This is a genomic window from Lacrimispora amygdalina (assembly GCF_900205965.1).
Taxonomy (GTDB): domain Bacteria; phylum Bacillota; class Clostridia; order Lachnospirales; family Lachnospiraceae; genus Lacrimispora; species Lacrimispora amygdalina_A.
This window is the reverse complement of sequence record NZ_OAOF01000006.1, coordinates 13156-35590: the sequence shown is the minus strand read 5'-3', so window position 1 is coordinate 35590 and position 22435 is coordinate 13156. Positions and strand designations below refer to the sequence as shown.

General features: G+C 45.0%; 17 protein-coding genes. 4 read left to right on the top strand and 13 right to left on the bottom strand.

Annotation, left to right across the window (positions count from 1 at the left end):
• Position 1: 1 nt before the first annotated feature.
• From rsmB to CRO04_RS09945, 10 genes are all read right to left on the bottom strand, one after another.
• On the bottom strand, positions 2-1336 hold the full coding sequence (rsmB, locus tag CRO04_RS09990; RefSeq protein WP_097004102.1) for a 16S rRNA (cytosine(967)-C(5))-methyltransferase RsmB: 1335 nt from the start codon (positions 1334-1336) through the stop codon (positions 2-4).
• The gene (locus tag CRO04_RS09985; RefSeq protein WP_097004101.1) at positions 1329-2045 is read right to left on the bottom strand and encodes a zinc metallopeptidase; all 717 of its coding nucleotides are present in this window, start codon (positions 2043-2045) and stop codon (positions 1329-1331) included. The genes rsmB and CRO04_RS09985 overlap by 8 nt, the downstream gene beginning before the upstream one ends.
• 38 nt (positions 2046-2083) lie before the next feature.
• Positions 2084-3019 carry a methionyl-tRNA formyltransferase gene (gene fmt / locus CRO04_RS09980; RefSeq protein WP_097004100.1) on the bottom strand — a complete coding sequence of 312 codons (936 nt, stop codon included), beginning with the start codon at positions 3017-3019 and terminating at the stop codon, positions 2084-2086.
• Positions 3019-3513: a peptide deformylase gene (def, locus tag CRO04_RS09975; protein ID WP_097004099.1), complete on the bottom strand. Its 495-nt coding sequence runs from the start codon at positions 3511-3513 to the stop codon at positions 3019-3021. The genes fmt and def overlap by 1 nt, the downstream gene beginning before the upstream one ends.
• Positions 3514-3530: 17 nt before the next feature.
• Complete coding sequence (gene priA / locus CRO04_RS09970) at positions 3531-5759, bottom strand: replication restart helicase PriA (protein ID WP_097004098.1); 2229 nt, start codon at positions 5757-5759, stop codon at positions 3531-3533.
• A 24-nt stretch (positions 5760-5783) separates the two neighbouring features.
• Positions 5784-7148 (bottom strand): UDP-N-acetylmuramoyl-tripeptide--D-alanyl-D-alanine ligase, encoded by a 1365-nt coding sequence (locus tag CRO04_RS09965; protein WP_097004097.1) that lies wholly within the window; start codon positions 7146-7148, stop codon positions 5784-5786.
• A gap of 114 nt (positions 7149-7262) precedes the next feature.
• Positions 7263-8744, bottom strand: coding sequence for a UDP-N-acetylmuramoyl-L-alanyl-D-glutamate--2,6-diaminopimelate ligase (locus CRO04_RS09960; RefSeq protein ID WP_097004096.1), 1482 nt, complete (start codon positions 8742-8744; stop codon positions 7263-7265).
• A 13-nt stretch (positions 8745-8757) separates the two neighbouring features.
• Positions 8758-10428: a formate--tetrahydrofolate ligase gene (locus CRO04_RS09955; RefSeq protein WP_097004095.1), complete on the bottom strand. Its 1671-nt coding sequence runs from the start codon at positions 10426-10428 to the stop codon at positions 8758-8760.
• Between the two features lie 51 nt (positions 10429-10479).
• Positions 10480-13209 (bottom strand): FtsK/SpoIIIE family DNA translocase, encoded by a 2730-nt coding sequence (locus CRO04_RS09950; RefSeq protein WP_097004094.1) that lies wholly within the window; start codon positions 13207-13209, stop codon positions 10480-10482.
• Between the two features lie 61 nt (positions 13210-13270).
• Complete coding sequence (locus tag CRO04_RS09945; RefSeq protein ID WP_097004093.1) at positions 13271-14089, bottom strand: ATP-dependent Clp protease proteolytic subunit; 819 nt, start codon at positions 14087-14089, stop codon at positions 13271-13273.
• Positions 14090-14315: 226 nt separating this feature from the next.
• Here CRO04_RS09945 and CRO04_RS09940 point away from each other — a divergent pair, with 226 nt between their 5' ends.
• The 4 genes from CRO04_RS09940 to CRO04_RS09925 all read left to right on the top strand — a co-directional run bounded on the left by CRO04_RS09940 (position 14316) and on the right by CRO04_RS09925 (position 19742).
• Positions 14316-15647, top strand: a complete 1332-nt coding sequence (locus CRO04_RS09940; protein ID WP_097004092.1) for a citrate synthase — start codon at positions 14316-14318, stop codon at positions 15645-15647.
• 3 nt (positions 15648-15650) lie between these two features.
• Positions 15651-17963 (top strand): hydratase, encoded by a 2313-nt coding sequence (locus CRO04_RS09935; RefSeq protein ID WP_097004091.1) that lies wholly within the window; start codon positions 15651-15653, stop codon positions 17961-17963.
• A gap of 145 nt (positions 17964-18108) precedes the next feature.
• On the top strand, positions 18109-18702 hold the full coding sequence (locus tag CRO04_RS09930; RefSeq protein ID WP_097004090.1) for a TetR/AcrR family transcriptional regulator: 594 nt from the start codon (positions 18109-18111) through the stop codon (positions 18700-18702).
• 62 nt (positions 18703-18764) lie between these two features.
• Positions 18765-19742, top strand: a complete 978-nt coding sequence (locus tag CRO04_RS09925; RefSeq protein WP_097004089.1) for an aldo/keto reductase — start codon at positions 18765-18767, stop codon at positions 19740-19742.
• Between the two features lie 4 nt (positions 19743-19746).
• Here the strand turns inward: CRO04_RS09925 and CRO04_RS09920 are convergent, their stop codons facing one another.
• Genes CRO04_RS09920 through CRO04_RS09910 form a run of 3 tightly spaced genes read right to left on the bottom strand, consistent with a single transcriptional unit; the run spans position 19747 to position 22433 of the window.
• Positions 19747-20880 carry an ABC transporter substrate-binding protein gene (locus tag CRO04_RS09920; RefSeq protein WP_097004088.1) on the bottom strand — a complete coding sequence of 378 codons (1134 nt, stop codon included), beginning with the start codon at positions 20878-20880 and terminating at the stop codon, positions 19747-19749.
• A 30-nt stretch (positions 20881-20910) separates the two neighbouring features.
• Positions 20911-21654 (bottom strand): Rossmann-like domain-containing protein, encoded by a 744-nt coding sequence (locus CRO04_RS09915; RefSeq protein WP_097004087.1) that lies wholly within the window; start codon positions 21652-21654, stop codon positions 20911-20913.
• The gene (locus CRO04_RS09910; protein ID WP_097004086.1) at positions 21630-22433 is read right to left on the bottom strand and encodes an ABC transporter ATP-binding protein; all 804 of its coding nucleotides are present in this window, start codon (positions 22431-22433) and stop codon (positions 21630-21632) included. The genes CRO04_RS09915 and CRO04_RS09910 overlap by 25 nt, the downstream gene beginning before the upstream one ends.
• Positions 22434-22435: the final 2 nt, after the last annotated feature.

Here is a 22435-nt window from a genome sequence, read left to right as displayed (position 1 = left end):
CTTATTCTACCTTTTTTTGCAATACACCGATAAAGAATCCGTCACAGGGGTGAATTCCCGGCAAAAGCTGCATATATCCCCGACTCATGGTATCTATCTGTAAGCGGCCTTTAAATGTTCCTTCCAGATCAACCGCCTGAAATGGAAATGTTTTTAAAAACCATTCCATGTTTTCTTCATTCTCTTTTTTATCTATGGTACAGGTGCTGAATACCAGCTTACCGCCTGGTTTTACATAAGCCTGGACAACGGAGAGAATTTCTCTTTGAAGAGAAGCCAGTTCCTCTAAATTTTCCGGCTTGATCCTGTACTTAATGTCCGGCTTCCGTCCCATAATACCAAGACCGGAGCAGGGAAGATCCGCCAGTACAATATCAGCCTTTTCAAACGAATCCGGATCGTAAACCAGGGCATCCCATACCCTCGCCCTGATATTATCAAAGCCGCACCGGTCAATATTCTCCTGTATCATACCAATCTTATATTCTGTTAAATCCCTGACTTCCACCATGCCGGTGCCCCTTAGTTTATCGGCAAGATGAATACTCTTGCCACCCGGAGCCCCGCAGACATCAATACAAAAATCCCCTTTTCTGGGATTAGCTGCTTCGCCCACAAGAGCAGAGCTTACATCCTGAACCTGAATATAACCTTTTTGAAAAACTTCCAGGCTTTCCAGATAATCGTATTTTTCTAAAATCAGGATATCTTCTGATATACCGGATTCGGCCGTCTGCACATCCTGTCTGTTCAGACTGTTAAGAATTTCTTCTTTTCCTGCCCTGGAAGTGTTTAAGCGTACATAGGTCTTCCTGCCTTCCAGCATTGACGACAGAATGGTCTGCGTAATTTCCTTCCCATAGTCCCTGGTCCACATAGATACAATCCATGCAGGAACTGAAAAACGGATAGAATCATCCGGCCATTCCAGGGTATCCTTATTCCTTGAAATATTTCTCAAAACTCCGTTTACAAATCCCTTAAGTCCCGTGAATTTCCGCCTGGCAGCAAGCTTCACCGCCTCATTGCATACAGCGGAATCCGGAACCCGGTCCATATATAAAATCTGATAAACCGACATCCGCAGGATTGTACGGATGACGGGCTTCATCTTCTTTACCTTTGTTGAGGAAAAATAATCAATGACATAATCAATTTGTATTAAGTATTCCACTGTTCCTTCGACAGTTCTGGTTATAAAGGAACGCTCTGCTTTATCCAGATACTGGTATTTATTTAAGGCCTGACGCAGGATTAAATGGCTGTATGCAGAACGCTCCAGAATTTCCATAAGAACGTCCAGAACAATCTCCCTGCTGTCTGTGTCTTTAGTCATTATCTCTTCTTCCTCCAAATAAAATAACAAGTCTCAGCAGCTGAAGCACAGTAGCTGCAAGTGCTGCCACATAGGTAAGAGCCGCCGCTCCAAGCACTTTTCTTGTGTGGGACAGTTCTTCATCTCCCAGAATCCCCACTTGTCCCAGTAAAACCACTGCTCTCCTGGAGGCATTAAATTCCACCGGAAGCGTTACCAGCTGGAACAAGACTGCCAGCGAAAATAAAATCAGTCCGATGTTTACCAGAGGTGAACCCGCACCGCTGATGAAAAAGCCCAGTAAAATAATAGGCAGTGCAGCATGGGAACCAATATTGGCTGCCGGTACAATGGCCCCTCTTAAACGCAGAGGCACATATCCGGTATTATCCTGCATGGCATGTCCGCACTCATGGGCTGCAACTCCGATTGCTGCAACTGAAGTTGACCCATAAACGGAATCGGATAAATTAACAGTTTTCGTCCTGGGATCATAATGATCGGACAGCTTTCCACTGACAGAACGTACCTGCACATCATATATCCCCTGGGAATTCAAAAGCCGCTTCGCAGCTTCTGCTCCTGTCATACCGGACATGCTTCTTACTTTGGAATATTTATTAAAAGTACTGGTTACTCTGGCCGATGCCGCCATGGACAGCACAGCGCCAATGATTACAAAGATCCAGGTGGGGTCAAAATAATACCCCATCATACCGCCATAATACATACTCGATTCTCCTTTCCGGGGAATGCTGTCTGCATTCCTTACATATGTTTGAATACAGTTCCATTATCAATCTGGTAACCCCGGAGAAATGCACCAATCTCCATACGTTTTTTCCCCTGGAGCTGCAGCTCTTTAATGGATAATCCGCCTTTGCCGGTTTTTACAACCATATAATCTTTGCCGCATTCCACCACCTGCCCGCAGGCACCTTCATATTCCTTATCCACTACATCTGCATCCCAGAGTTTTACCACTCTGCCATTCCAGTCTGTGTAGGCACTTGGCCAGGGATTTAATCCCCTGATAAGCCGTTCAATGGCTGCCGCGTCCATCGTCCAGTCGATATCACCCATATTCTTTTTTATCATTCCTACATAGCAGGACTCAGCATCATTCTGCTTTTGTAAAACAGCAGTTCCATCTTCTAACTTCTTTAAGGTTTTTACAATGAGGCTTCCGCCTATCTTACCCAGCTTATCATGAAGGCTTCCGCCAGTCTCTTTTTTATCCAGTACAACTGATTCCTGATCAAGCATTTCTCCGGTATCTATAGTTTCCGCCATCATCATAGTAGTGATGCCGCTTATCTCTTCCCCATTAATAACTGCATATTGAATAGGAGATGCTCCGCGGTACTTTGGAAGCAGGGAAGCATGAATATTGACACAGCCAAATTTAGGAATTTCTAATATGCTTTTTGGAAGAAGCTGTCCAAACGCTGCAACCACTATTACATCCGGTTTTAAGTCTGTCAGTAATTTTACAAATTCCAGAGCTCTCGCCTTTACGGGCTGATAAACAGGAAATCCATATTCCAGTGCTTTTTCCTTAACCGGAGACATGGAAACTTCCTTCCCTCTGCCTTTTGGTTTATCCGGCTGGGTCACTACAGCCAGAATTTCATGTCCTGCCTCTGCCAGTGCGCAAAGAGCAGGGACCGAAAAATCCGGAGTTCCCATAAAAATGATTCTCATCAATATTCCTCAACCTCCTCGTCCTCTTCCTCCAGAGTCACGTCTTCAATCTCACCTTCTACCTTATCCACAAACAGCTCCCCGATTAAATGGTCGCATTCGTGGCAGATCGCACGGGCAAGAAGTTCCTCGCCCACCAACTCAAACGGCTGCATATCTGCATCAAATGCCCGGACTTTTACATGATTGGGCCTGGTGACTGTTCCGGATTTTCCTGGTACACTTAAGCAGCCTTCCGGTCCGGTCTGTTCACCGTCTGTCTCTATAATTTCAGGATTGATGAGAACGTACTGGTTGCCATCCTCTACATCAATCACCACAATCTGCTTTAATATGCCTACCTGGGGAGCTGCAAGACCTACCCCATTGGCCTCATACATGGTTTCAAACATGTCCTTGATTAAATCGCTTATTCTTGGGGTGATTTCCTTTACAGGTTTGCAATTTTTTCTTAAAATTTCGTCTCCAATGGTTCTAATTTTTCTAATAGCCATTTTCTTTGTCCTCTCATTTATGAAAAATCATACTGGATCAGGACTTGCTCAAACAATTCCGGATGATTTTCAGAAAAACCATCCATCTGATCCCTGATTTTTATTAGTATATCATAGTTTTCCTGTTTCAAGTATAAAATTTTTCGATATATATCATTAATTTTGTAGACAGAAGCCTCTACCGGCCCAATGATCTGTACGTCCTGGGGTTCGCCCAAAGCGGTTGCAAATGCCCCTGCTGCAGCTGCCGTCTCCACAAGAACCGATTCATTCCTGGAAGAGAACTGTATGGTTAAAAGTCCGCTGACAGGCGGATACTTCATCAGGCGGCGAAAAGCCATTTCCTGTTTATAAAAGGTCTCGTAATCCTGGTTTGCCGCAGTGACAATACTGTAATGATCGGGACTATAGGTCTGAATAATAACATCTCCCCGCTTTGTATCTCTGCCAGCTCTCCCGGCTGCCTGGGTAAGAAGCTGAAAGGTCCGTTCTGCAGACCTGTAGTCCGGTGTATTTAAGGATAAATCCGCCGCCAGTACACCAACCAGTGTCACATCAGGAAAATCATGTCCTTTCACTATCATCTGGGTTCCAATGAGGATATCTCCCTCATGCTCAGAAAACGCGGAAAGTATCGCTTCATGACCGCCCTTTTCTTTCGTCGTATCCAGATCCATACGCAAAATTCTCGCCTGGGGAAACATTTTCCGGGTCATCTGTTCAATCTTCTGGGTTCCAACGCCAAAATTTGCGATATAAGGCGAACCACAGGCGGGACATTTGGAGGGCATGGGTATATGATGACCGCAGTAATGACATACAAGGCGGCTGTTATTATGCAGCGTTAGTGTCACATCACAATGAGGGCATCGGATGGCCTCCCCGCAGGAGCGGCATGATACGAAATTAGCATAGCCTCTCCGGTTTATAAACAGAATGATCTGTTCCTTTTTTCTGAGCTTTTCTTCCATTAACACCTGCAGTCTTCTGCTGAAAATTGATTTATTGCCGTCCTTTAATTCCTGCCTCAAGTCAACGACCGATACATTGGCCAGGCAGCTGTCTTTTTTCGCCCGCTCTGTCAGGCGAAACAACTGGTAGTCACCTCTTTGTGCCCTTAAATAGGCTTCCAGGGAAGGAGTTGCTGATCCAAGCACCAAAGATGCATTCTCCATCTGTGCCCTCTTTGCAGCCACCTCTCTGGCATGATATCTGGGTACTGTCTCACTTTTATAGGCGCTTTCATGTTCCTCATCAATGAGAATCAGTCCCAGCCTGGAGAAAGGAGTAAACAATGCGGATCTGGGACCGATCATAATATCAATATCACCATTTTTGGCACGTTCAAACTGATCGAAACGCTCACCAGCAGACAACCGGGAATTAATAATGGAGACCCGGTTTCCAAATCTGCCATAGAAACGCATCACCGTCTGATAGGTCAGTGCAATTTCGGGAATCAGCACAATGACCTGTCTGTCGTCTTCTATGACATTTTGAATCAGCTCCATATAGACCTCTGTTTTACCGCTCCCGGTTATGCCATGAATCAGATAGGTTTTTCTGATACCTGCTGAATAATCCTGGCAAAAGCAATCCACAATCATCTGCTGTTCCTTATTTAAATTAAATTCTTTTCCCTTTTGTTCACCTGCCTGAATGGGATTGCGGTAAATCTCTTCCGCTTCCAGACAAATCTCCCCTTTTTCGATCAGAGGCTTCATGGCGGATGCGGAAAGGTTCATCTGGTTTGCTGCTATCTCGTAGGGGATGACCGGATTATTAAGCAGCGCCGAAAAAAGCCTGATTCTCGCCTTATAATTCTTTTTTACCGCTTCATTTAATGCAGCTGTCAGCTGGTCACGGTTCAAAAGACTCCGGACGATCTTTTTTTCTTTTGGTTTAACCTTCTGCTTTACCGGAAGCACGGTTTTCAGTGCCTGGTTCATGGTGGATCCATATTGCTCCTTCAGCCACCATGCCAGAGTAATCAGCCTGGATTCCGCTGTCACCCCGTCAGTCACAATACCCGCAATCTCTTTTATCTTATCCGGATCATATCCCGCCTGAGCCGTAATTTCCACCACATAACCCCTGCGCATGGTATTCCCCCTGCCAAAAGGAATCAGAACCCTGGTTCCCACAGAAATATCCGCAAGCAGGTTATCCGGAATCCGGTAATCGAAGGTTCTGTCTACTTTTTCATGAGAAATATCAATAATGATCCTGGCATAGTTTTTTGTCATTCATTTCCTCCAGATGCGGACGGATCAGTGAAACTGTTCTGCTACCTGCCCCAGCTTCATGCTGTTGGAGCCTTTAAACAGCACACAGTCACCTGTCTTTAACGCTTCCTTTAAATAAGCCGTTAAGGGTTCCTGTTCCATAAATTCCATTACTGTAATATCAGGGGCATTCTCTCTCACTGCCCTGGCGATTTCTCCAGCCAGTTCTCCCAGTGTTACCACACAGTCAACCGGGTGATTCGCAATGTAGACACCGATTTCATAATGGAATTCCCGTGAACGTTCTCCCAGTTCCTTCATGTCAGCCAGTACTGCAATCTTTCTTTCTGCCTTCGTAATGGACCCTAATACTTCAAGTCCCGCCTTCATGGAAACAGGGCTTGCATTATAGGTATCGTCAATTACAGTCAGCTTCCCTGTCTGGTAGATCTGCTGCCGGTTTTTAAAGCCGGTGAAGCTCATGAGAGACTTTGCCGCCTCTTCCATGGGAATCCCGTTTTCTGCCGCAACCGCCAGAGATACCATGGCATTTAAAACATTATGGCTTCCCAGAACAGACAGCCTTACAGGGACTTTCTTTCCTTTATATACGGCTGTGAAAGCAGGAAATCCATCCTCTGTATGCACATCAACCGCTCTGTAATCACAGTTTTCACCGGTTCCGTAATAAATGGTTGTGCACCCGGCTTTCGCCCTGGTTTCTTTCAGCATATCGTCATCTCCATTTAAAAAGAGAATTCCGTTATCACACAGTCCATCCTGAATGGTCAGTTTTTCTTTGTAGATATTTTCCCTGGAGCCCAGCTGCTCAATGTGGGTAACTCCGATGTTCGTAATGACAGCCATATGTATTCTGGCAATTCTGGCGATTACGGTCAGTTCCCCCGGCTCACTCATTCCCAGTTCAATGACTCCGATTTCATCCTCCGGCGTGATCTCACTAAGAGTGATGGGAAGCCCGACCTGGCTGTTGCTGTTGCCCGGAGTCTTATAAACCCGGTAGCGGGAAGACAGTGCACAGGCCACCATCTCTCTGGTAGTCGTCTTACCCACACTTCCGGTTATTCCGATTAATGGCAGGGATAAATGATCTCTGTAAAAGCTCCCCACTGCCTGCAGCGCTTTTTTTGTATCCGCCACACGTATCCAGGGTCTTTCAGATTCCATCTCATCATGCTCGCTGGTCAGTACCGCTGCAGCTCCATGCTCAAATGCCTGCTTAATAAACCGGTGCGCATCCACCTTTTCCCCGATAATGGGAACAAATAAATCATTGCCCTTCATGGTCCTGGAATCAATGCTGATGTGCTCTAACACTGTATCCTCACTTCCGCAAAGAAGTGTTCCGCCTGTAGCTGAAAGGATTTCCTTTACCGTCATATCTACCATGTTTCCTCCGTTCCATGTCCGCTCTATGCGCACATTCCTGCCATCTTCCGTGGAAAAGCCGAAAGCCACACTTGCTCATCGGCTTCCGGCATTCTTTTCTTATGGCAATTTAAGTCAGTTCTCTCTATTAAGAAAATCCATACTCTGCACGACCTTTAAGATCTCTTCCCTGTCTGAGAAATGGTGTCGCTCTCCATTCATTTCCTGATAATCTTCGTGGCCTTTGCCGATTACCGCAATCATATCTCCCGGCTGGGCGTGCATAATACTGTAGCGTATCGCTTCTCTCCGGTCCGGAATTTCGATAAAGGTACCTCCGGTTTTTGAGATGCTGCTTCTGATATCTGCCAGGATGTCTTCGGTTTTTTCAAACCGGGAATTATCTGCAGTGAGAATTGTAAAGTCTGCCAGTCTGCCTGCGCTGTCGCCCATGGTATAGCGGCGGTCTTTGGAACGGTTACCGCCGCAGCCAAATACACAGACCAGACGGCCTGGTTTATAATCCCTTAAAGTCTTTAAAAGGCTTTCCATGCTGACTGCATTATGGGCATAATCAACAAGAACCTTAAATTCAGGAGAAGAATAAACGATCTCCATCCTTCCATTCACGCTTAAATTTTCCAGACCATGGCAGACCTTTTCCTTTGGAAGATTTAAAAAGCTTAAAACACTGATTGCAGCCAGAGCATTGGCAACATTGAATCTGCCAGGTATGTTAACGCGTACAGGCAGCTCATATTCTCCTGTCACGTTAAATTCCAGTCCGACAAAATCGGGCTGCGCTACATAACGGATATTCTCTGCTTTAAAGCTGGTCCCCTCCTTATCAAGGGAAAATGTATACAGTTTGCAGGATGCATCCCCGACCGCCTCAGCAAAATGGGCGTCATCCCCATTCATAATTCCAACCCTGGAGCACTGGAATATCTTTGACTTATAGTATAAGTACTCTTCAAAATTCTCATGTTCATCCGGTCCGATATGATCCGGTGATATATTAGTAAATAATCCATAGTCAAATAACAGTCCATCCACCCGGTGCATCTTAAATGCCTGGGAGGACACTTCCATCACCATATACTCACAGCCTTCATTTGCCATTTGATAAAAAGCTTCATGAAGCTGATAAGATTCCGGCGTGGTATTGGCAGTGGGCGTCACTTTTTCTCCGATTACAATTCCAGTGGTACCAATCATACCCACCTTTTTTCCGCACGCCTCCAAAACCGCCTTGATCATATGGGTCGTTGTTGTTTTCCCCTTTGTACCGGTTACTCCAATGGTCACCATACGTTTTGCCGGATAATCAAATCGTGCGGCAGACAAAACAGCCAGTGCTTCTCTGGCACTATGTACGAAAATGGCAGTTACACCTTCCGGCAGGTTTACCCTGCGTTCCAGAACCAGAACAGTCACACCTTTCTCTACCACTTCCGGTATAAAATCATGGGAATCGACTCTGGTGCCTACGGTGCAGACAAAGACTGCACCGCTTTTGGCCTTTCTGGAATCATAGACCACGTCCTCCACTTCCACATCAGGATTCCCCTGCAGTAATTCATACTCCAGATCCTTAAGCCACTGACTAAACTTCATAAAAACCTCCAAATCAGAATAATCCTGTGATTACTCCGTCATTATTTACATCAATATTATCTGCTGCCGGTTTCTTCGGCAGACCAGGCATTGTCATAATGGCACCTGTTAAAACAACAACAAATCCAGCACCTGCGCTGACATAAGCATCCCGCACCTGAATCTCAAATCCCCGGGGACGTCCCAGCTTTGTCTGGTCATCAGATAAGGAATACTGGGTCTTAGCCATACACACCGGCAGACTGCCAAATCCCATTTCTTCAAACTTTTTAATTGCTTTTACAGCGGCAGGAGCATACGTCACTCCGTCTGCCCCGTAGATCTCTCTGGCAACTGTACCAATCTTATCCATAAGACTCATATCGTCAGGGTAAATGGGCGCAAAATGGCTCTCTTTGTTTTCCAGTGTTTCAAGAACTTTTTCTGCCAGTTTTATTCCGCCTTCTCCGCCCTTTTCCCAAACCTGGGATAAAGCGAATTCGCAGCCCTTTTCCTCACAGAAGTTCTTTACAAACTGATATTCACTTTCTGTATCGGTTATAAAAGAATTCAGCGTTACGATAACAGGAACACCATATTTTTGCATATTCTCGATGTGCTTTTCCAGATTTACAATTCCTTTTTTCAGTGCTTCTAAATTTTCTTCCTTCAGTTGGTCTTTCGTTACGCCGCCGTTGTATTTTAAGGCTCTGACGGTAGCCACTAAAACGATGGCATCCGGCTTTAGACCAGCCTTTCTGCACTTGATATCCAGGAATTTCTCCGCACCTAAATCGGCACCGAAACCAGCCTCTGTAACCACTACATCGGCCAGTTTTAATGCTGTCTTTGTTGCACGCACACTATTACAGCCATGGGCGATATTGGCAAAAGGACCTCCATGAACGATGGCACCTGTATGCTCCAGAGTCTGGATCAGATTCGGTTTCAGGGCATCCTTAAGCAATGCTGCCATGGCGCCAACAGCATTTAACTGAGCTGCAGTCACAGGCTCTCCGGAATAATTATATGCAACGATAATTCGTCCCAATCGCTCTTTTAAATCATTCATGTCATCTGCAAGACAGAGAATTGCCATAATTTCAGAAGCCACTGTAATGACAAAGTGATCTTCTCTGACAAATCCTTCCGCTTTTGAACCAAGTCCCACCACGATATTCCTTAACGCGCGGTCATTCATATCCAGACATCTCTTCCACAGAATCTGCCTTGTATCAATTCCCAAAGCATTGCCCTGGTGGATGTGATTGTCAAGGAGCGCTGACAGTAAATTGTTTGCTGAAGTAATGGCATGAAAATCTCCGGTAAAATGGAGATTTAAATCCTCCATAGGAACAACCTGGGCATAGCCGCCGCCCGCTGCCCCGCCCTTGATCCCGAAGCACGGACCTAATGAGGGCTCTCTTAAAGCAATGATCGCTTTTTTCCCGATTTTCCCAAATGCCTGTCCCAGTCCGACTGTGGTAGTGGTCTTCCCTTCGCCTGCCGGTGTAGGATTAATCGCTGTAACAAGAACCAGTTTCCCATCCGGACGGTCTTTTACCTGTTCCCATAACTCATCGGAAAGCTTTGCTTTGTATTTGCCGTAAAGCTCCAGATCATCCTCTGCTATCCCATAGGATGCTGCAACTTCCTTAATCGGTATCATGTTCGCTTCCTGTGCGATCTCAATATCAGTTTTCATAAGTATCATCCTCCTTATATGTAAGCAATGGTTTTAAATCTTCCATCCATGCTAAAACATCTCATCAAACTCTTCCTTGCTCATAATTACCTTACGCGGCTTGGTTCCTTCCTCTTCTCCAACAACACCGGCCTCAGCAAGCTGATCCATGATCCTGGCAGCCCGGTTAAAACCGATTTTATACATTCTCTGCAGCATGCCAATGGAGGCCTTATCTTTTTCTATTATAAATCTGCCTGCCTGGGCAAAATATTCATCCCGGTCACTTTGGCCGCCTTTTGGATCTGCGGCCGCAGGAGCAGAAGCAATCATATTCTCTACTTCCGGATTGTACTCAGGTGTCATACCCTGTTCCGTCAGAAAATCCACCACTTTGGAGACTTCCGTATCAGATATAAATGCTCCCTGAACACGCATGGGCTTTGGATAACCGGCAGGATAAAACAGCATATCTCCCTTTCCCAATAGCTTTTCCGCACCATTCATGTCAATAATGGTTCTGGAATCCACGCCGGAAGATACGGCAAAAGCGACTCTTGAAGGCACATTTGCCTTAATTAAGCCAGTGATTACATTGACAGAAGGGCGCTGGGTGGCGATAACCAGATGGATACCTGCAGCCCTCGCTAGCTGGGCAAGCCGGCAGATGGAATCCTCTACTTCACCTGGCGCAACCATCATCAGATCCGCAAGCTCATCGATAATGATAATAATCTGCGGCATCTTCTGAGGCTTGTTCTCATCCTCAATATCCTTTAAATTTTCTACTTTGGCATTATAGCCTTTTATATCCCGGACATTGTACTGGGCGAATTTATTGTAACGGTCTGTCATCTCCGCAACTGCCCAGTTTAAAGCACCTGACGCCTTCTTCGGATCAGTTACCACCGGAAGCAGTAAATGAGGAATTCCGTTATAGACGCTTAATTCCACTACTTTCGGATCTACCATGATCAGCTTCACATCTTCAGGGTCTGCTTTAAAAATAATGCTCATAATAAGTGTATTGATACAGACTGACTTACCGGAACCGGTAGCGCCTGCGATCAGCAGATGGGGCATCTTGGCAATATCCGTTACCACAACCTGTCCGCCGATGTCTTTGCCTACTGCAAAAGCGATATTGGAGGAGTGCTTCTGAAAGCTGTCTGCTTCCAGAATATCCCGCAGGAATACCATGTTGTTCTCTTTATTAGGCACTTCAATACCAACTGCAGATTTTCCCGGAATCGGTGCCTCGATACGAATATCTGCAGCAGCAAGACTCAGCTTGATATCATCAGCCAGACCAACAATCTTGCTCACCTTTACTCCCTGCTCAGGATGGAGTTCATATCTGGTTACGGAAGGACCGCAGCTGATGTTAGTTACAGTTACACCTACACCGAAATTCTGCAGTGTTTTCTGCAGTTTGATGGCTGTCTCCTTGTATTCCAGGTTAGAAAAAACAGATGCTTTGCCTTTTTTTAACAGCGAAAGAGGGGGAGATTTATATTCCTTTTTCACAATCTCCTTTTTTTCACTAATTTGACGGCTTACACTGAGATCTTCGTCTTTTTGTGATTCTTCCCGCTTCTTCTCCAGCTTTTTCTGGAGCGCCTCAGTATCTGTCTCAATGATCTTGCCGGATGCAGTCACCACCTGTTTTGGTTCCTCTGGAACAGAGAATGTCTCTTTCGCAGCAACTTCATGAAACTCTGGTTCTTCTGGATAGTAATCATCTTCCATAATATCCATTTCCTTAAGAGTTCTGACCTCTTTCTTCATATAGAAGGTTGTCTCATCGGAACTTCTCTTATATGGAGCCGCGATATCATCCGGTTCAAAGGGTACCGTGTCATCGTCCTCTTCTTCCGGTTCAGGGGAAATGCTTCCTCTGAACACATCAGCCGGATTCTCTTCTTCTGTCTGAACTGCAGTCACAGCAGTCAGCTTATCCATCTGCAGATCGATCTCATCCGCCATGTCTCCAATGCCAATATCCGGCTCTTCCTCATATAGATCTCTCTCAAAATCCGGTTTGTCCGGCTCTGCTTCCTGCCGGACCGCGGAAAGCTTGGTAGCTTCTAAATTCACACCCCGCAGCTTCTGTTCTTCTCTCAGCTGTTTTCTCAGCTCCTGCCGCTTTGCATGAATCTCCATATGCATGTCCATATTTTCTCTGGCATGGTGATAGGCCTTTCCGCTTCCTGCCTTTATCATATTAACAAAGGATTTTTCAGTAATACACACCAGTGATATAATGATTAAAACCAGAGTTACCAGATACGCACCCACCACTCCGATTATGGAAACAAGCCCTTCCGCCAGCAATCCACCGACTAAGCCGCCTCCTGTTCCGTTTACGGAAGCATCCAGGTAAATATTTAAAAGTCCGGAGTTTTCACCGGTATTTACACCAAAAAGAAGCTGTAAAAATCCGCACAAAGAAACCAGCGCCAAAACACAGGAGACCAGTTTAAAAACGGCTCTTGGGTTTCCCTGGTTTGAAATGTAAAATGCGGTTCCTGCAAACATCAAAACCGGTGCAATGTATCCGATTCCGCCGAAGACACCAAGCTGCACGCTGCGAAAGAAATCACCTACCATTCCGCATAAATGAAAATTACTTAAAAACAGGATGGCCGCAGCGGCAAATGATATAATAATTACGACTTCTGAGTGGATAAATTCCGGTTCCGGCAGAACCACATTCTTTCTGGTGCTGGTACTTTTCGCTCTCCCGCTTCTTGTTTTTGTCCCTTTTTTTGCTGTTGTCTTCTTCTTTGTTGTCTCAGGCACAATACTTCCCCCTTCTATCCATTGGTATCAGTATACAAAAAAAACGGGAGAATTGCAACGGCTAAGAGGAAGCAGTTTCCATCAGCTCATATAATTTTTTCAAAGCATCTTTAATTCCGCCCACTTCATCAATCAGGCCTTCCTTAACGGTCTCTTCCCCTACCAGTACCGTTCCTAAATCCCTGGTGAGCATTTCCGTATTCAGCATCAGCCTTTTTAACTGGTCATATGCAATCTTTGCATGAGCAGAAACAAAGCTTAAGATTCTGTCCTGTATCATTTCAAAATATTCATAGGTCTGAGAAGCACCAATTACCATGCCGGTCATTCTTACAGGATGAATCATCATGGTACCAGTAGGCACGATAAAAGAATAATTGGTACATACCGCCAAAGGTACTCCGATGGAGTGGCTCCCTCCAAGAACCAGGGATACCGTGGGAATACTTAAGGATGCGATCATTTCCGCAATGGCCAGACCTGCATCCACATCCCCTCCGGAGGTGTTCAATAAAACCAATAAACCCTCCACCGAATCATCATCTTCGATTTCTGCCAGTTTGGGAAGAATATGGTCATATTTGGTGGCTTTGCTGTTGCTGGAAAGATTTTCATGCCCTTCTATCTCTCCGATAATGGTCAGCAGATGAATTTTCCGCTTCCCCTCATTGTCCTCCAGAGTCGCCTGTCCATATTCTTCCAGTTTCTGATCTTCTTTCTGCTCGATATCTTTCTCTGTCTTCTTTTCTTCCAGATTTTCGTTTCTGATTCCATCCGTATTCCTGGCATTGTTTTCTTCCTGGCTGTTGTTTCTATATTCAGACTCTTTCACGTAAGGAAACCTCCTGTTTGCGATTTTATTGAATAGCTTTCTTATCATGTGATGAATCCGGTAAAAATATGCCTGACTTGAAAAACAAAAATTCGACAATATTTTCATTGTGATTGTAACAAGGTATTGACTTTGATGCTTTTACATGATAAACTACGAAACAATAAAAAGTCACATTCCTTTGCCAATGAAGGCAGCGCAGGAGTAATCCATCCGCGCTGCCTTTCTGTAAAAAATCTCTGTGGCTTAATCTGAAAAAAGGAGAAATTATCGCATGAACAACTTTTTCATTGCACAAACGTTTGGAAAATCCTCCAACTTCACGGATATTCCAAACAACCTATTTAAAGAATACAACGTAAAAAAGGGGCTCCGCAACGATGACGGTACCGGAGTCAGAGTTGGACTTACCCGCGTATCCGATGTAGTTGGCTATGAAATCGAAGATGGGAAAAAGGTAAATGTTCCGGGTAAGCTTTATTATCGCGGAATTGAAATCAGCGATCTTGTCAATGGCAAAGACAATTCCCGGTTTGGTTTTGAAGAAACATCATTTTTACTCCTTTTTGGATACCTTCCTGCCAAAAAGGAATTGCGGGAATTTACCACTCTGCTGAGCCAGCACTATCATCTTCCAGATGAATTTCTTGAAAAAAACATGCTCCGCAGCCCTTCCTTAAACTTAATGAACAGTCTGCAGAAAAGTATCCTGGCCCTTTATGATTACGATGAGGATCCGGACAATACGGACCCGTATCAGACTCTGCTGAAGGGAATTAATATACTGGCTAAACTTCCTTCTCTTGCTGTATATGCCTATCAGTGCAAGATCCACCACTACAACAGGGAAAGTCTGATCATCCATTATCCAAAGCCCGAATATTCCATGGCTGAAAATATCCTTTACATGTTAAGAAAAGACGGAATCTTTACCCAGCAGGAAGCGGATCTTTTAGACATCATGCTTATGATCCACGCAGACCACGGCGGCGGCAACAATTCCACTTTTACAAACGTTGTCATCTCCTCGACCGGTACCGATATCTATTCCTCCAGTTCCGCTTCCATTGGCTCCTTAAAAGGTCCTAAGCATGGCGGTGCCAATATCCGCTGCAGTGAAATGATCAGTGCTATCGAAAAAGAAATCGGGATTAAAGCGACAGAAGCGCAGATGAAAACTGTTATCCAGAAGATTCTGGCAAAGGATTTCTATGACAATTCCGGCCTTGTATACGGGCTTGGACACGCGGTCTATACAGTTTCTGATCCCCGTGCCGATCTTTTAAAAGTCTGCTGTGAAAAACTTGCCAGGCAAAAGAACAGGGAAGATGAATATGAATTCCTGACAAAATTTGAGAAAGTTGCAAAAACCTGCCTGGCTGGAAACGGTAAGTCCCTGTCAAACAATGTGGACTTCTACAGCGGCTTCGCTTATAATATGTTACAGATACCCGAAGACATGTATACCCCATTATTTGTATGCTCCCGTATGGCAGGCTGGCTGGCTCATAACATTGAAAACAAGATGTATGACGGCAGAATCATGCGTCCGGCTACCAAATACGTGGGGGAAACCATTCCCTATAAAAAGAGAGAGGAACGATAACTTATGGTAAAGTTGTATGACGGAGGAGCTTATCTTATAAACGGCACCCAGCTGATCCCAGAAGAGGAACTGTCTGCGGTAAACACCGGGAGAAGTACTCCCATTACAAAAGAAGAAGCAAAAAAGAGTACCATTGCATACTCCATTTTAGAAAAACATAACACATCAGGAAACATGGATCACTTAAAACTGCGTTTTGACTCCATGGCATCCCATGACATAACATTTGTAGGAATTATTCAGACAGCCCGGGCCTCCGGTCTTACCAAATTTCCGATTCCATACGTAATGACCAACTGCCATAATTCACTTTGTGCTGTTGGCGGAACAATTAATGAGGATGATCATGTATTCGGCCTTTCCGCTGCTAAAAAATACGGAGGAATCTTCGTTCCTCCCCATATTGCGGTCATACACCAGTATATGAGAGAAATGATGGCAGGCTGCGGACGCATGATTCTTGGTTCAGACAGCCATACCCGCTATGGTGCTCTTGGTACCATGGCTATCGGCGAAGGCGGCGGTGAACTGGTAAAACAGCTTCTTAAGGACACCTACGACGTCGCCTATCCGGGAGTTGTTGCCATCTATTTAACCGGATCTCCTGCTCCTTTTGTCGGCCCCCATGACGTGGCGCTTGCTATTATCGGAGCTGTATTTAAAAATGGTTACGTGAAAAATAAAATCATGGAATTTGTAGGTCCCGGAGTCTCATCCATGGACACTGATTACAGAAACGGCGTGGATGTCATGACAACAGAAACTACCTGTCTCTCCTCTGTCTGGAGGACGGATGAGGACACCAGACAATATTTAAAGCTACACGGCAGAGAATCTGACTATCAGGAATTAAACCCAGGCGAAACGGCTTATTACGATGGTGTTGTCCATGTGGATCTAAGCACTATTAAGCCAATGATTGCTCTCCCCTTCCATCCAAGCAACACCTATGAGATTGACGAACTGAATGATAATCTGGGAGACATTTTAAGAACAGTGGAACAGGAAGCTGCCCATATTTTAGGAACCAGCAAAGCTGCTCTTTCACTGACCGATAAGATGAAAGACGGGAAACTGATGGTACAGCAGGGTGTGATCGCAGGCTGTGCAGGCGGCAATTACTCCAATGTAATGATGGCTGCACACATTCTGTCCGGACAGGATTGCGGAAACGACATCTTTAACCTTTCTGTGTATCCGTCATCCCAGCCGGTCTATATGGATCTGGTGAAAAAAGGTGCCATATCCCAGCTGATGGCAGCCGGTGCCACAGTGCGGACCGCTTTTTGCGGCCCCTGCTTCGGCGCGGGAGATACACCATCAAACAACGCCTTAAGCATTCGCCATACCACCAGGAATTTCCCCAACCGGGAAGGTTCCAAGCCGGGTAATGGCCAGATATCCTGCGTGGCATTAATGGATGCCCGCTCCATCGCGGCTACTGCTGCAAACGGCGGTTATCTAACATCTGCGGAGAACTTTGTGGACGATTATACTGTCCCTGCCTATGAATTTGACTCGTCCTCCTATGACAGGCGTGTCTACCAGGGCTACCAAAAAGCCAGAGAGGAGGAATCCTTAATTTACGGGCCGAATATTAAAGACTGGCCTTCCATGAGCGCCCTGACCGACAATATTTTACTGAGGGTATGTTCCAGAATTATGGACCCGGTTACAACAACTGATGAGCTGATTCCTTCCGGTGAGACCTCCTCCTACCGTTCCAATCCCTTGGGACTGGCAGAATTCACCCTGTCCCGCCGGGATCCGGAATACGTAGGCCGTTCCAAGGAAGTAAATGAGCTGGAAAAAGTACGGAAATCAGGAACCTGCCCGCTTAAAGCCGATCAGGAACTGGAATCCGCCTTTCATGCTCTTAAGGAATATTTAAAACAGCCGGATTTAAAAGCCAGTGAAACAGAAATCGGCAGTGTTATCTATGCAGTAAAACCGGGCGACGGTTCTGCCAGAGAACAGGCAGCCAGCTGCCAGAGAGTTCTGGGAGGACTTGCCAACATCGCCAGCGAATATGCTACCAAACGCTACCGTTCCAATGTAATGAACTGGGGCATGCTGCCATTTTTACTGGATGAAGATCCGTCCTTTGATATAGGAGACTTTATCTATGTGCCTGATATCCGTACCGCTCTTAACGGAGACATGAATCACATCCCTGCCTATGTGATAAAAAATGAAGAGGGAAATCCCATTCATGAAATACGGCTTCATATTGCAGACATGACACCGGAAGAACGGGAAATCGTTAAAGCCGGCTGTCTGATTAATTACAACAGGAATAAAAACAGCCAGTTATAATTTATAAAGCTGCGGCCTGCAGGAAGAATAATGCCTGTAAGCCGCGGCTCTTTTTTATAATCCTCTATTATTGACAGCGCTGAAAAACTATGTTATATTCTATCTACCAACCGGTAGTTTAATTGTATGGAAAGGAATACAGCACATGGGTCAGGGAGCGGATACAAAAGAACGGATTATGCAGGCAGCATTGGAGGAATTCTCTCTTCACGGCTTTGAAGGCGCCCGTATGGAAAAGATCGCATCTAAAGTCGGCATCAACAAAGCCTCTCTCTATTTTTATTTTAAAAGTAAGGAGCAGTTGTTTCGCGAACTTTTCGATATCATTGTAAAAAAATATTATAATTACTTAACAACTATATTTCATAAGTATAAAGATCTGCCTGCCAGACAGCTTCTGTCTTCAATTTATAAAGACTATCTGGAGTATCACTGGGATAATACAGAGATGGACTTCTGGAATATGATTTATTACTATCCCCCGGAACAGATGAAGGAGGAAATCATTCATTTTACACAGGACAGTTTCGATATATTTAATGCCCAACTGACTTCTGCTATGAAGAAAGGAATCGAAAAAAAAGAGCTTCAGTCATTAAATCCGGCAGATATGGCCGCCACTTTTTACTATCTGGTCACCTGCATAACCTTGTCTACGGGTTTAATGAGTCTGGAACAGGGACTTCGCCAGATGGATTCATGTTTTGAAGTATTTTGGAATGGAATAAAGGGTGTATAGCCCCTTTATTTTTCAGTAAATTCTACCAAACGGTTGGTATATTATCAGGGAGGTAATTTGGAATGGAACACAGGTTATTAGGAAGATCCGATATTAAAGTAAGCCCCATGGGAATCGGCAGCTGGGCGATCGGCGGTCAGTTCTATATGGACGGAAAAATTGACGGCTATGGACAGACAGACGATGAAACTTCCATCAAAGCCATTCAGACCGCTTTGGACCTTGGAATCAATCTGATTGACACATCAGATGCATATGGAATCGGTCACAGCGAAACCGTGATCGGTAAAGCTATTGAAGGAAAAAGGAATCAGGTTGTTCTTGCAACAAAATTTGGTTACATGGGAAATGAAGCTACACGGACGCTGAACGGTTACAATTTAGATCCGGGATATATCGAAAGAGCCTGCGAGGCCTCCATGCGGCGTTTAAAAACAGATACCATTGATTTGTATCAGCTTCATGTCTGGGAGATTGGATTATCAGAAATGGAAACCGTTCTGGATACTCTGGAACGAATGACAGAGAAAGGGAAAATCAGAACCTACGGCTGGAGTACCGATCTGGTAAACGGAGCAAAGCTTTTTTCAGAAAACAAGAACTGCAGTGCCATTCAGCATCAGTTAAACATCCTTCAGGATTCCCCCGAAATGATTCAGCTCTGCGAGGAAAGAAATCTTGCAAGCATCAACCGCAGTCCTCTCGCCATGGGATTTTTAAGCGGTAAATTCAACCAGAATTCATTCCTTTCCTCTGATGATGTCAGAGGTGCAGGCCATACCTGGGCAGAAGCTGTCTTTAAAAACGGAAGGCCTGCACCGGAAGTTTTAGAAAAACTTAATAAAGTGCGGGATATTCTTACCAGCAACGGCAGAACCCTGGTACAGGGCTCACTCGCCTGGATCTGGGCAAAAAGCAGCGTGACCATTCCAATTCCAGGCTTTAAAACCCCACAGCAGATAATGGAAAATGCAAGGGCCATGGAACTAGGAAAGCTTACACCTGAACAAATGCAGGAAATAGATCAGCTGCTATACTAATCTCTTACTTTATAATATCCTCTGTCAGTTCATCGGTAAGTTTCACATGATAAAATAAGTCATAAAATGTTTTAACATCAGCCTTTACATCTTCATGATACTGCTCCGGATAAACCAGGCTGCCAAGCCAGAGTATACCGATCATCCGGTTAACGGAAGGAGGATTGCTCATGAAGCTGTAAGGAGCTGATGGAATCTGATAAACATGTCCTTCTTTCACAGCATTTAATTCAGCCCAGACCGGATCTGTTGTGATTGTTTGATAAAGAGCTTCAGAATCTGCCAGAATGATATCCGGCTGCCAGAGAAGAAGCTGCTCCATAGACACTTCACTTCCGCCTCCGCTTGACGCCTGTTCTACCTTTGCCGCATTCTCAGCCCCAATCTGTTCTATTACCCGGGCATGGATAGAGCCTTCTGCATTAGTATGAAGTCCATTGTCTCCGATTGCAAAATAGACCGATTTCTTTTGATCTGTCCCTAAAGAAGATTTCACCTCTTCTGATTTTTTTAACGTGCTGTCACAGTAATCAGCCAGTTTTGCAGCCTGCCCTGTCTCTCCCGTGATCTCTCCCAGCATTTTATAAGCAGTGCTCATGGAATCTAAGTCTGCCTCTACAAACACGACAGGGATCCCCAACTGCTCAGACAATGCATCCATATCTTCCTTAACTGTCTTTTTTGCCTCACCAATGTCTATTATAACATCGGGTTTTGCTGCAATCAGAGCCTCCATGTTCAGATTTGCATTCTTCCCGTAAAACTGTCCGAATTTGGGCAGTCCCCAGTATTTTTCATCAATATACTTTTTGGCACCATCGGTAAAATCGGCTGCAAGGCCTGCAAGCTTGTCCGGTGCAACGGTATATAACACGATCTGTGCCAGCGGACCGGAGGGCGCAATTTTATTAATTTCTTCCGGCAGTGTTACCTCCCGTCCGGCTGAGTCCGTAAACACCCGTGTTTTTTCACCGGTGTTTTTAGAAGAACCTGCATCATTACCCGCAGAAGATGGTATCGAAGCCGTCTCCGTCTTAGCAGCTGCTGTCTCTTTCGTCTCCCCCTGTTGACAGCCATACATGAAAAAAACGGTACAAATTGCGGCTGCCAGAACCAATCCACCTCTAAATTTTCTCATAAATCCTCCATTCTTCCAATTCGGCAATATTTATTTTCCAGCAATACGAACCGGAGTACCAGCACGTATCACAGCTTTATGCTCTCTGTTTTTTACCAGCTCTTCCAACTGTATTCTGTCACGTATTAAAGAACCTGCAAGCTCGCTGACACCAAACTCAAAGAGCTGGGGCGCCAGGGGAATGCTTGGTCCCACTAAAACAACTTTTATATTCCGTGCTAATTGGAGAAGTCTCGGCAAGGTTTTATTGACCAGTGTAAATCCTGTAATAAACACGTAATCCATATCGTGAAGCAGAAATTCGCAGGCAGTATCCGGATAATCGTTCTCTCCTGGATTCCGCTCCAGAATAACACAGGCGGCGGCTTCCTTTAAACACTCCTCTGCATAGCAAAAATGTCCAATGGTTGCAACTTTTTTTCCTCTAAAATCTTTTTTATGCGCCAAAAATGTATCTTCACCGGACAGCATGGTGATCTTTCCGTTTATATTAAGGTGTTCCAGACAATCAGCCTGATTGTAAAATGCATTCACCGCCGCTGCACCAATACTAGCCTCAGCAAAATTCCAGGATTTAATCAGTCCGGCTGCTTCTTTCCAGGACATCTCCCCTACATCTTTTTCCGTTCCTTTCACCGTATTTAAAGGATTTGTGGCGGCTGCCCCCATACAGCCCCCTGCAGTTACCAGCGTACAATAATTTCCTGTAAGATAATCACTTACTTTCACATCAGCCGGAATCGGTTCAATCAGACTATCATATAGTTCCCACATCTATGGCTCTCCTTTCCTGGCATGCATATTTTTCTGCCACTGCTTCCATCCTCATAAATATCGATGGGGACCTGATAAAGCTTCTGAAGCAGTTCTTTTGTCAAAACCTCCGACGGTTCTCCCAGCGCTGCAACTTCCCCCTCCATCATGACCATGGCCTGATGGGCAAAATAAAATGCATGTTCCGGATTATGAGTGGACATCACAATCAGATAGCCTTGTTCCGATAAATTTTTCAACTCTTTCATGACTCTGATCTGATTCCCGTAATCCAAGCTGGCACATGGTTCATCAAGCAGAAGAATCCTGGCATCCTGGGCAATTGCTCTGGCTATCAGCACAAGCTGCTGCTCACCGCCGCTTAACTGGCTGTAAATGCGGTCTTTTAAGCCCACGATCCCCATCATCTCAAGCGCCTCAGTGGCTTTCTTTCTTTCCATTATTCCGGGAGATCCAAACAAAGGAAGAGAGGCAGCTGTACCCATCATTACCATATCAATTACCGGAAAAGAGAATACCGTATCGTGACTCTGGGGAATGTACGCAATCTTTTTTGCAATCTCCCTTTCTGTATAATCCTCCTGGTTCCTGTCATCGATACAAATGGTTCCTAAAAAGCCCTTTAAAAATCCCAGAATACAGCGAAACAAGGTGCTCTTTCCCGCTCCGTTTTTCCCAAGAATACAGACTAACTGTCCCCCTTTCAATGTAAAAGAGGTTTTTTTTAAGACAGAATGCTTCTGATAGGAAAATTCCAGATTCTTAATCATTAATTCCATAA

Excerpts from the sequence above, each read along its gene's own strand:
- priA (WP_097004098.1), bottom strand. The coding sequence starts at position 5,759 with ATGACAAAAAACTATGCCAGGATCATTATTGATATTTCTCATGAAAAA.
- CRO04_RS09940 (WP_097004092.1), top strand. The coding sequence starts at position 14,316 with ATGAACAACTTTTTCATTGCACAAACGTTTGGAAAATCCTCCAACTTC.
- CRO04_RS09930 (WP_097004090.1), top strand. The coding sequence starts at position 18,109 with ATGGGTCAGGGAGCGGATACAAAAGAACGGATTATGCAGGCAGCATTG.
- CRO04_RS09910 (WP_097004086.1), bottom strand. The coding sequence starts at position 22,433 with ATGGAATTAATGATTAAGAATCTGGAATTTTCCTATCAGAAGCATTCT.
- CRO04_RS09925 (WP_097004089.1), top strand. The coding sequence starts at position 18,765 with ATGGAACACAGGTTATTAGGAAGATCCGATATTAAAGTAAGCCCCATG.
- CRO04_RS09965 (WP_097004097.1), bottom strand. The coding sequence starts at position 7,148 with ATGGTAGATATGACGGTAAAGGAAATCCTTTCAGCTACAGGCGGAACA.
- CRO04_RS09945 (WP_097004093.1), bottom strand. The coding sequence starts at position 14,089 with ATGATAAGAAAGCTATTCAATAAAATCGCAAACAGGAGGTTTCCTTAC.
- def (WP_097004099.1), bottom strand. The coding sequence starts at position 3,513 with ATGGCTATTAGAAAAATTAGAACCATTGGAGACGAAATTTTAAGAAAA.
- CRO04_RS09920 (WP_097004088.1), bottom strand. The coding sequence starts at position 20,880 with ATGAGAAAATTTAGAGGTGGATTGGTTCTGGCAGCCGCAATTTGTACC.
- rsmB (WP_097004102.1), bottom strand. The coding sequence starts at position 1,336 with ATGACTAAAGACACAGACAGCAGGGAGATTGTTCTGGACGTTCTTATG.
- fmt (WP_097004100.1), bottom strand. The coding sequence starts at position 3,019 with ATGAGAATCATTTTTATGGGAACTCCGGATTTTTCGGTCCCTGCTCTT.
- CRO04_RS09960 (WP_097004096.1), bottom strand. The coding sequence starts at position 8,744 with ATGAAGTTTAGTCAGTGGCTTAAGGATCTGGAGTATGAATTACTGCAG.
- CRO04_RS09955 (WP_097004095.1), bottom strand. The coding sequence starts at position 10,428 with ATGAAAACTGATATTGAGATCGCACAGGAAGCGAACATGATACCGATT.
- CRO04_RS09915 (WP_097004087.1), bottom strand. The coding sequence starts at position 21,654 with ATGTGGGAACTATATGATAGTCTGATTGAACCGATTCCGGCTGATGTG.
- CRO04_RS09985 (WP_097004101.1), bottom strand. The coding sequence starts at position 2,045 with ATGTATTATGGCGGTATGATGGGGTATTATTTTGACCCCACCTGGATC.
- CRO04_RS09935 (WP_097004091.1), top strand. The coding sequence starts at position 15,651 with ATGGTAAAGTTGTATGACGGAGGAGCTTATCTTATAAACGGCACCCAG.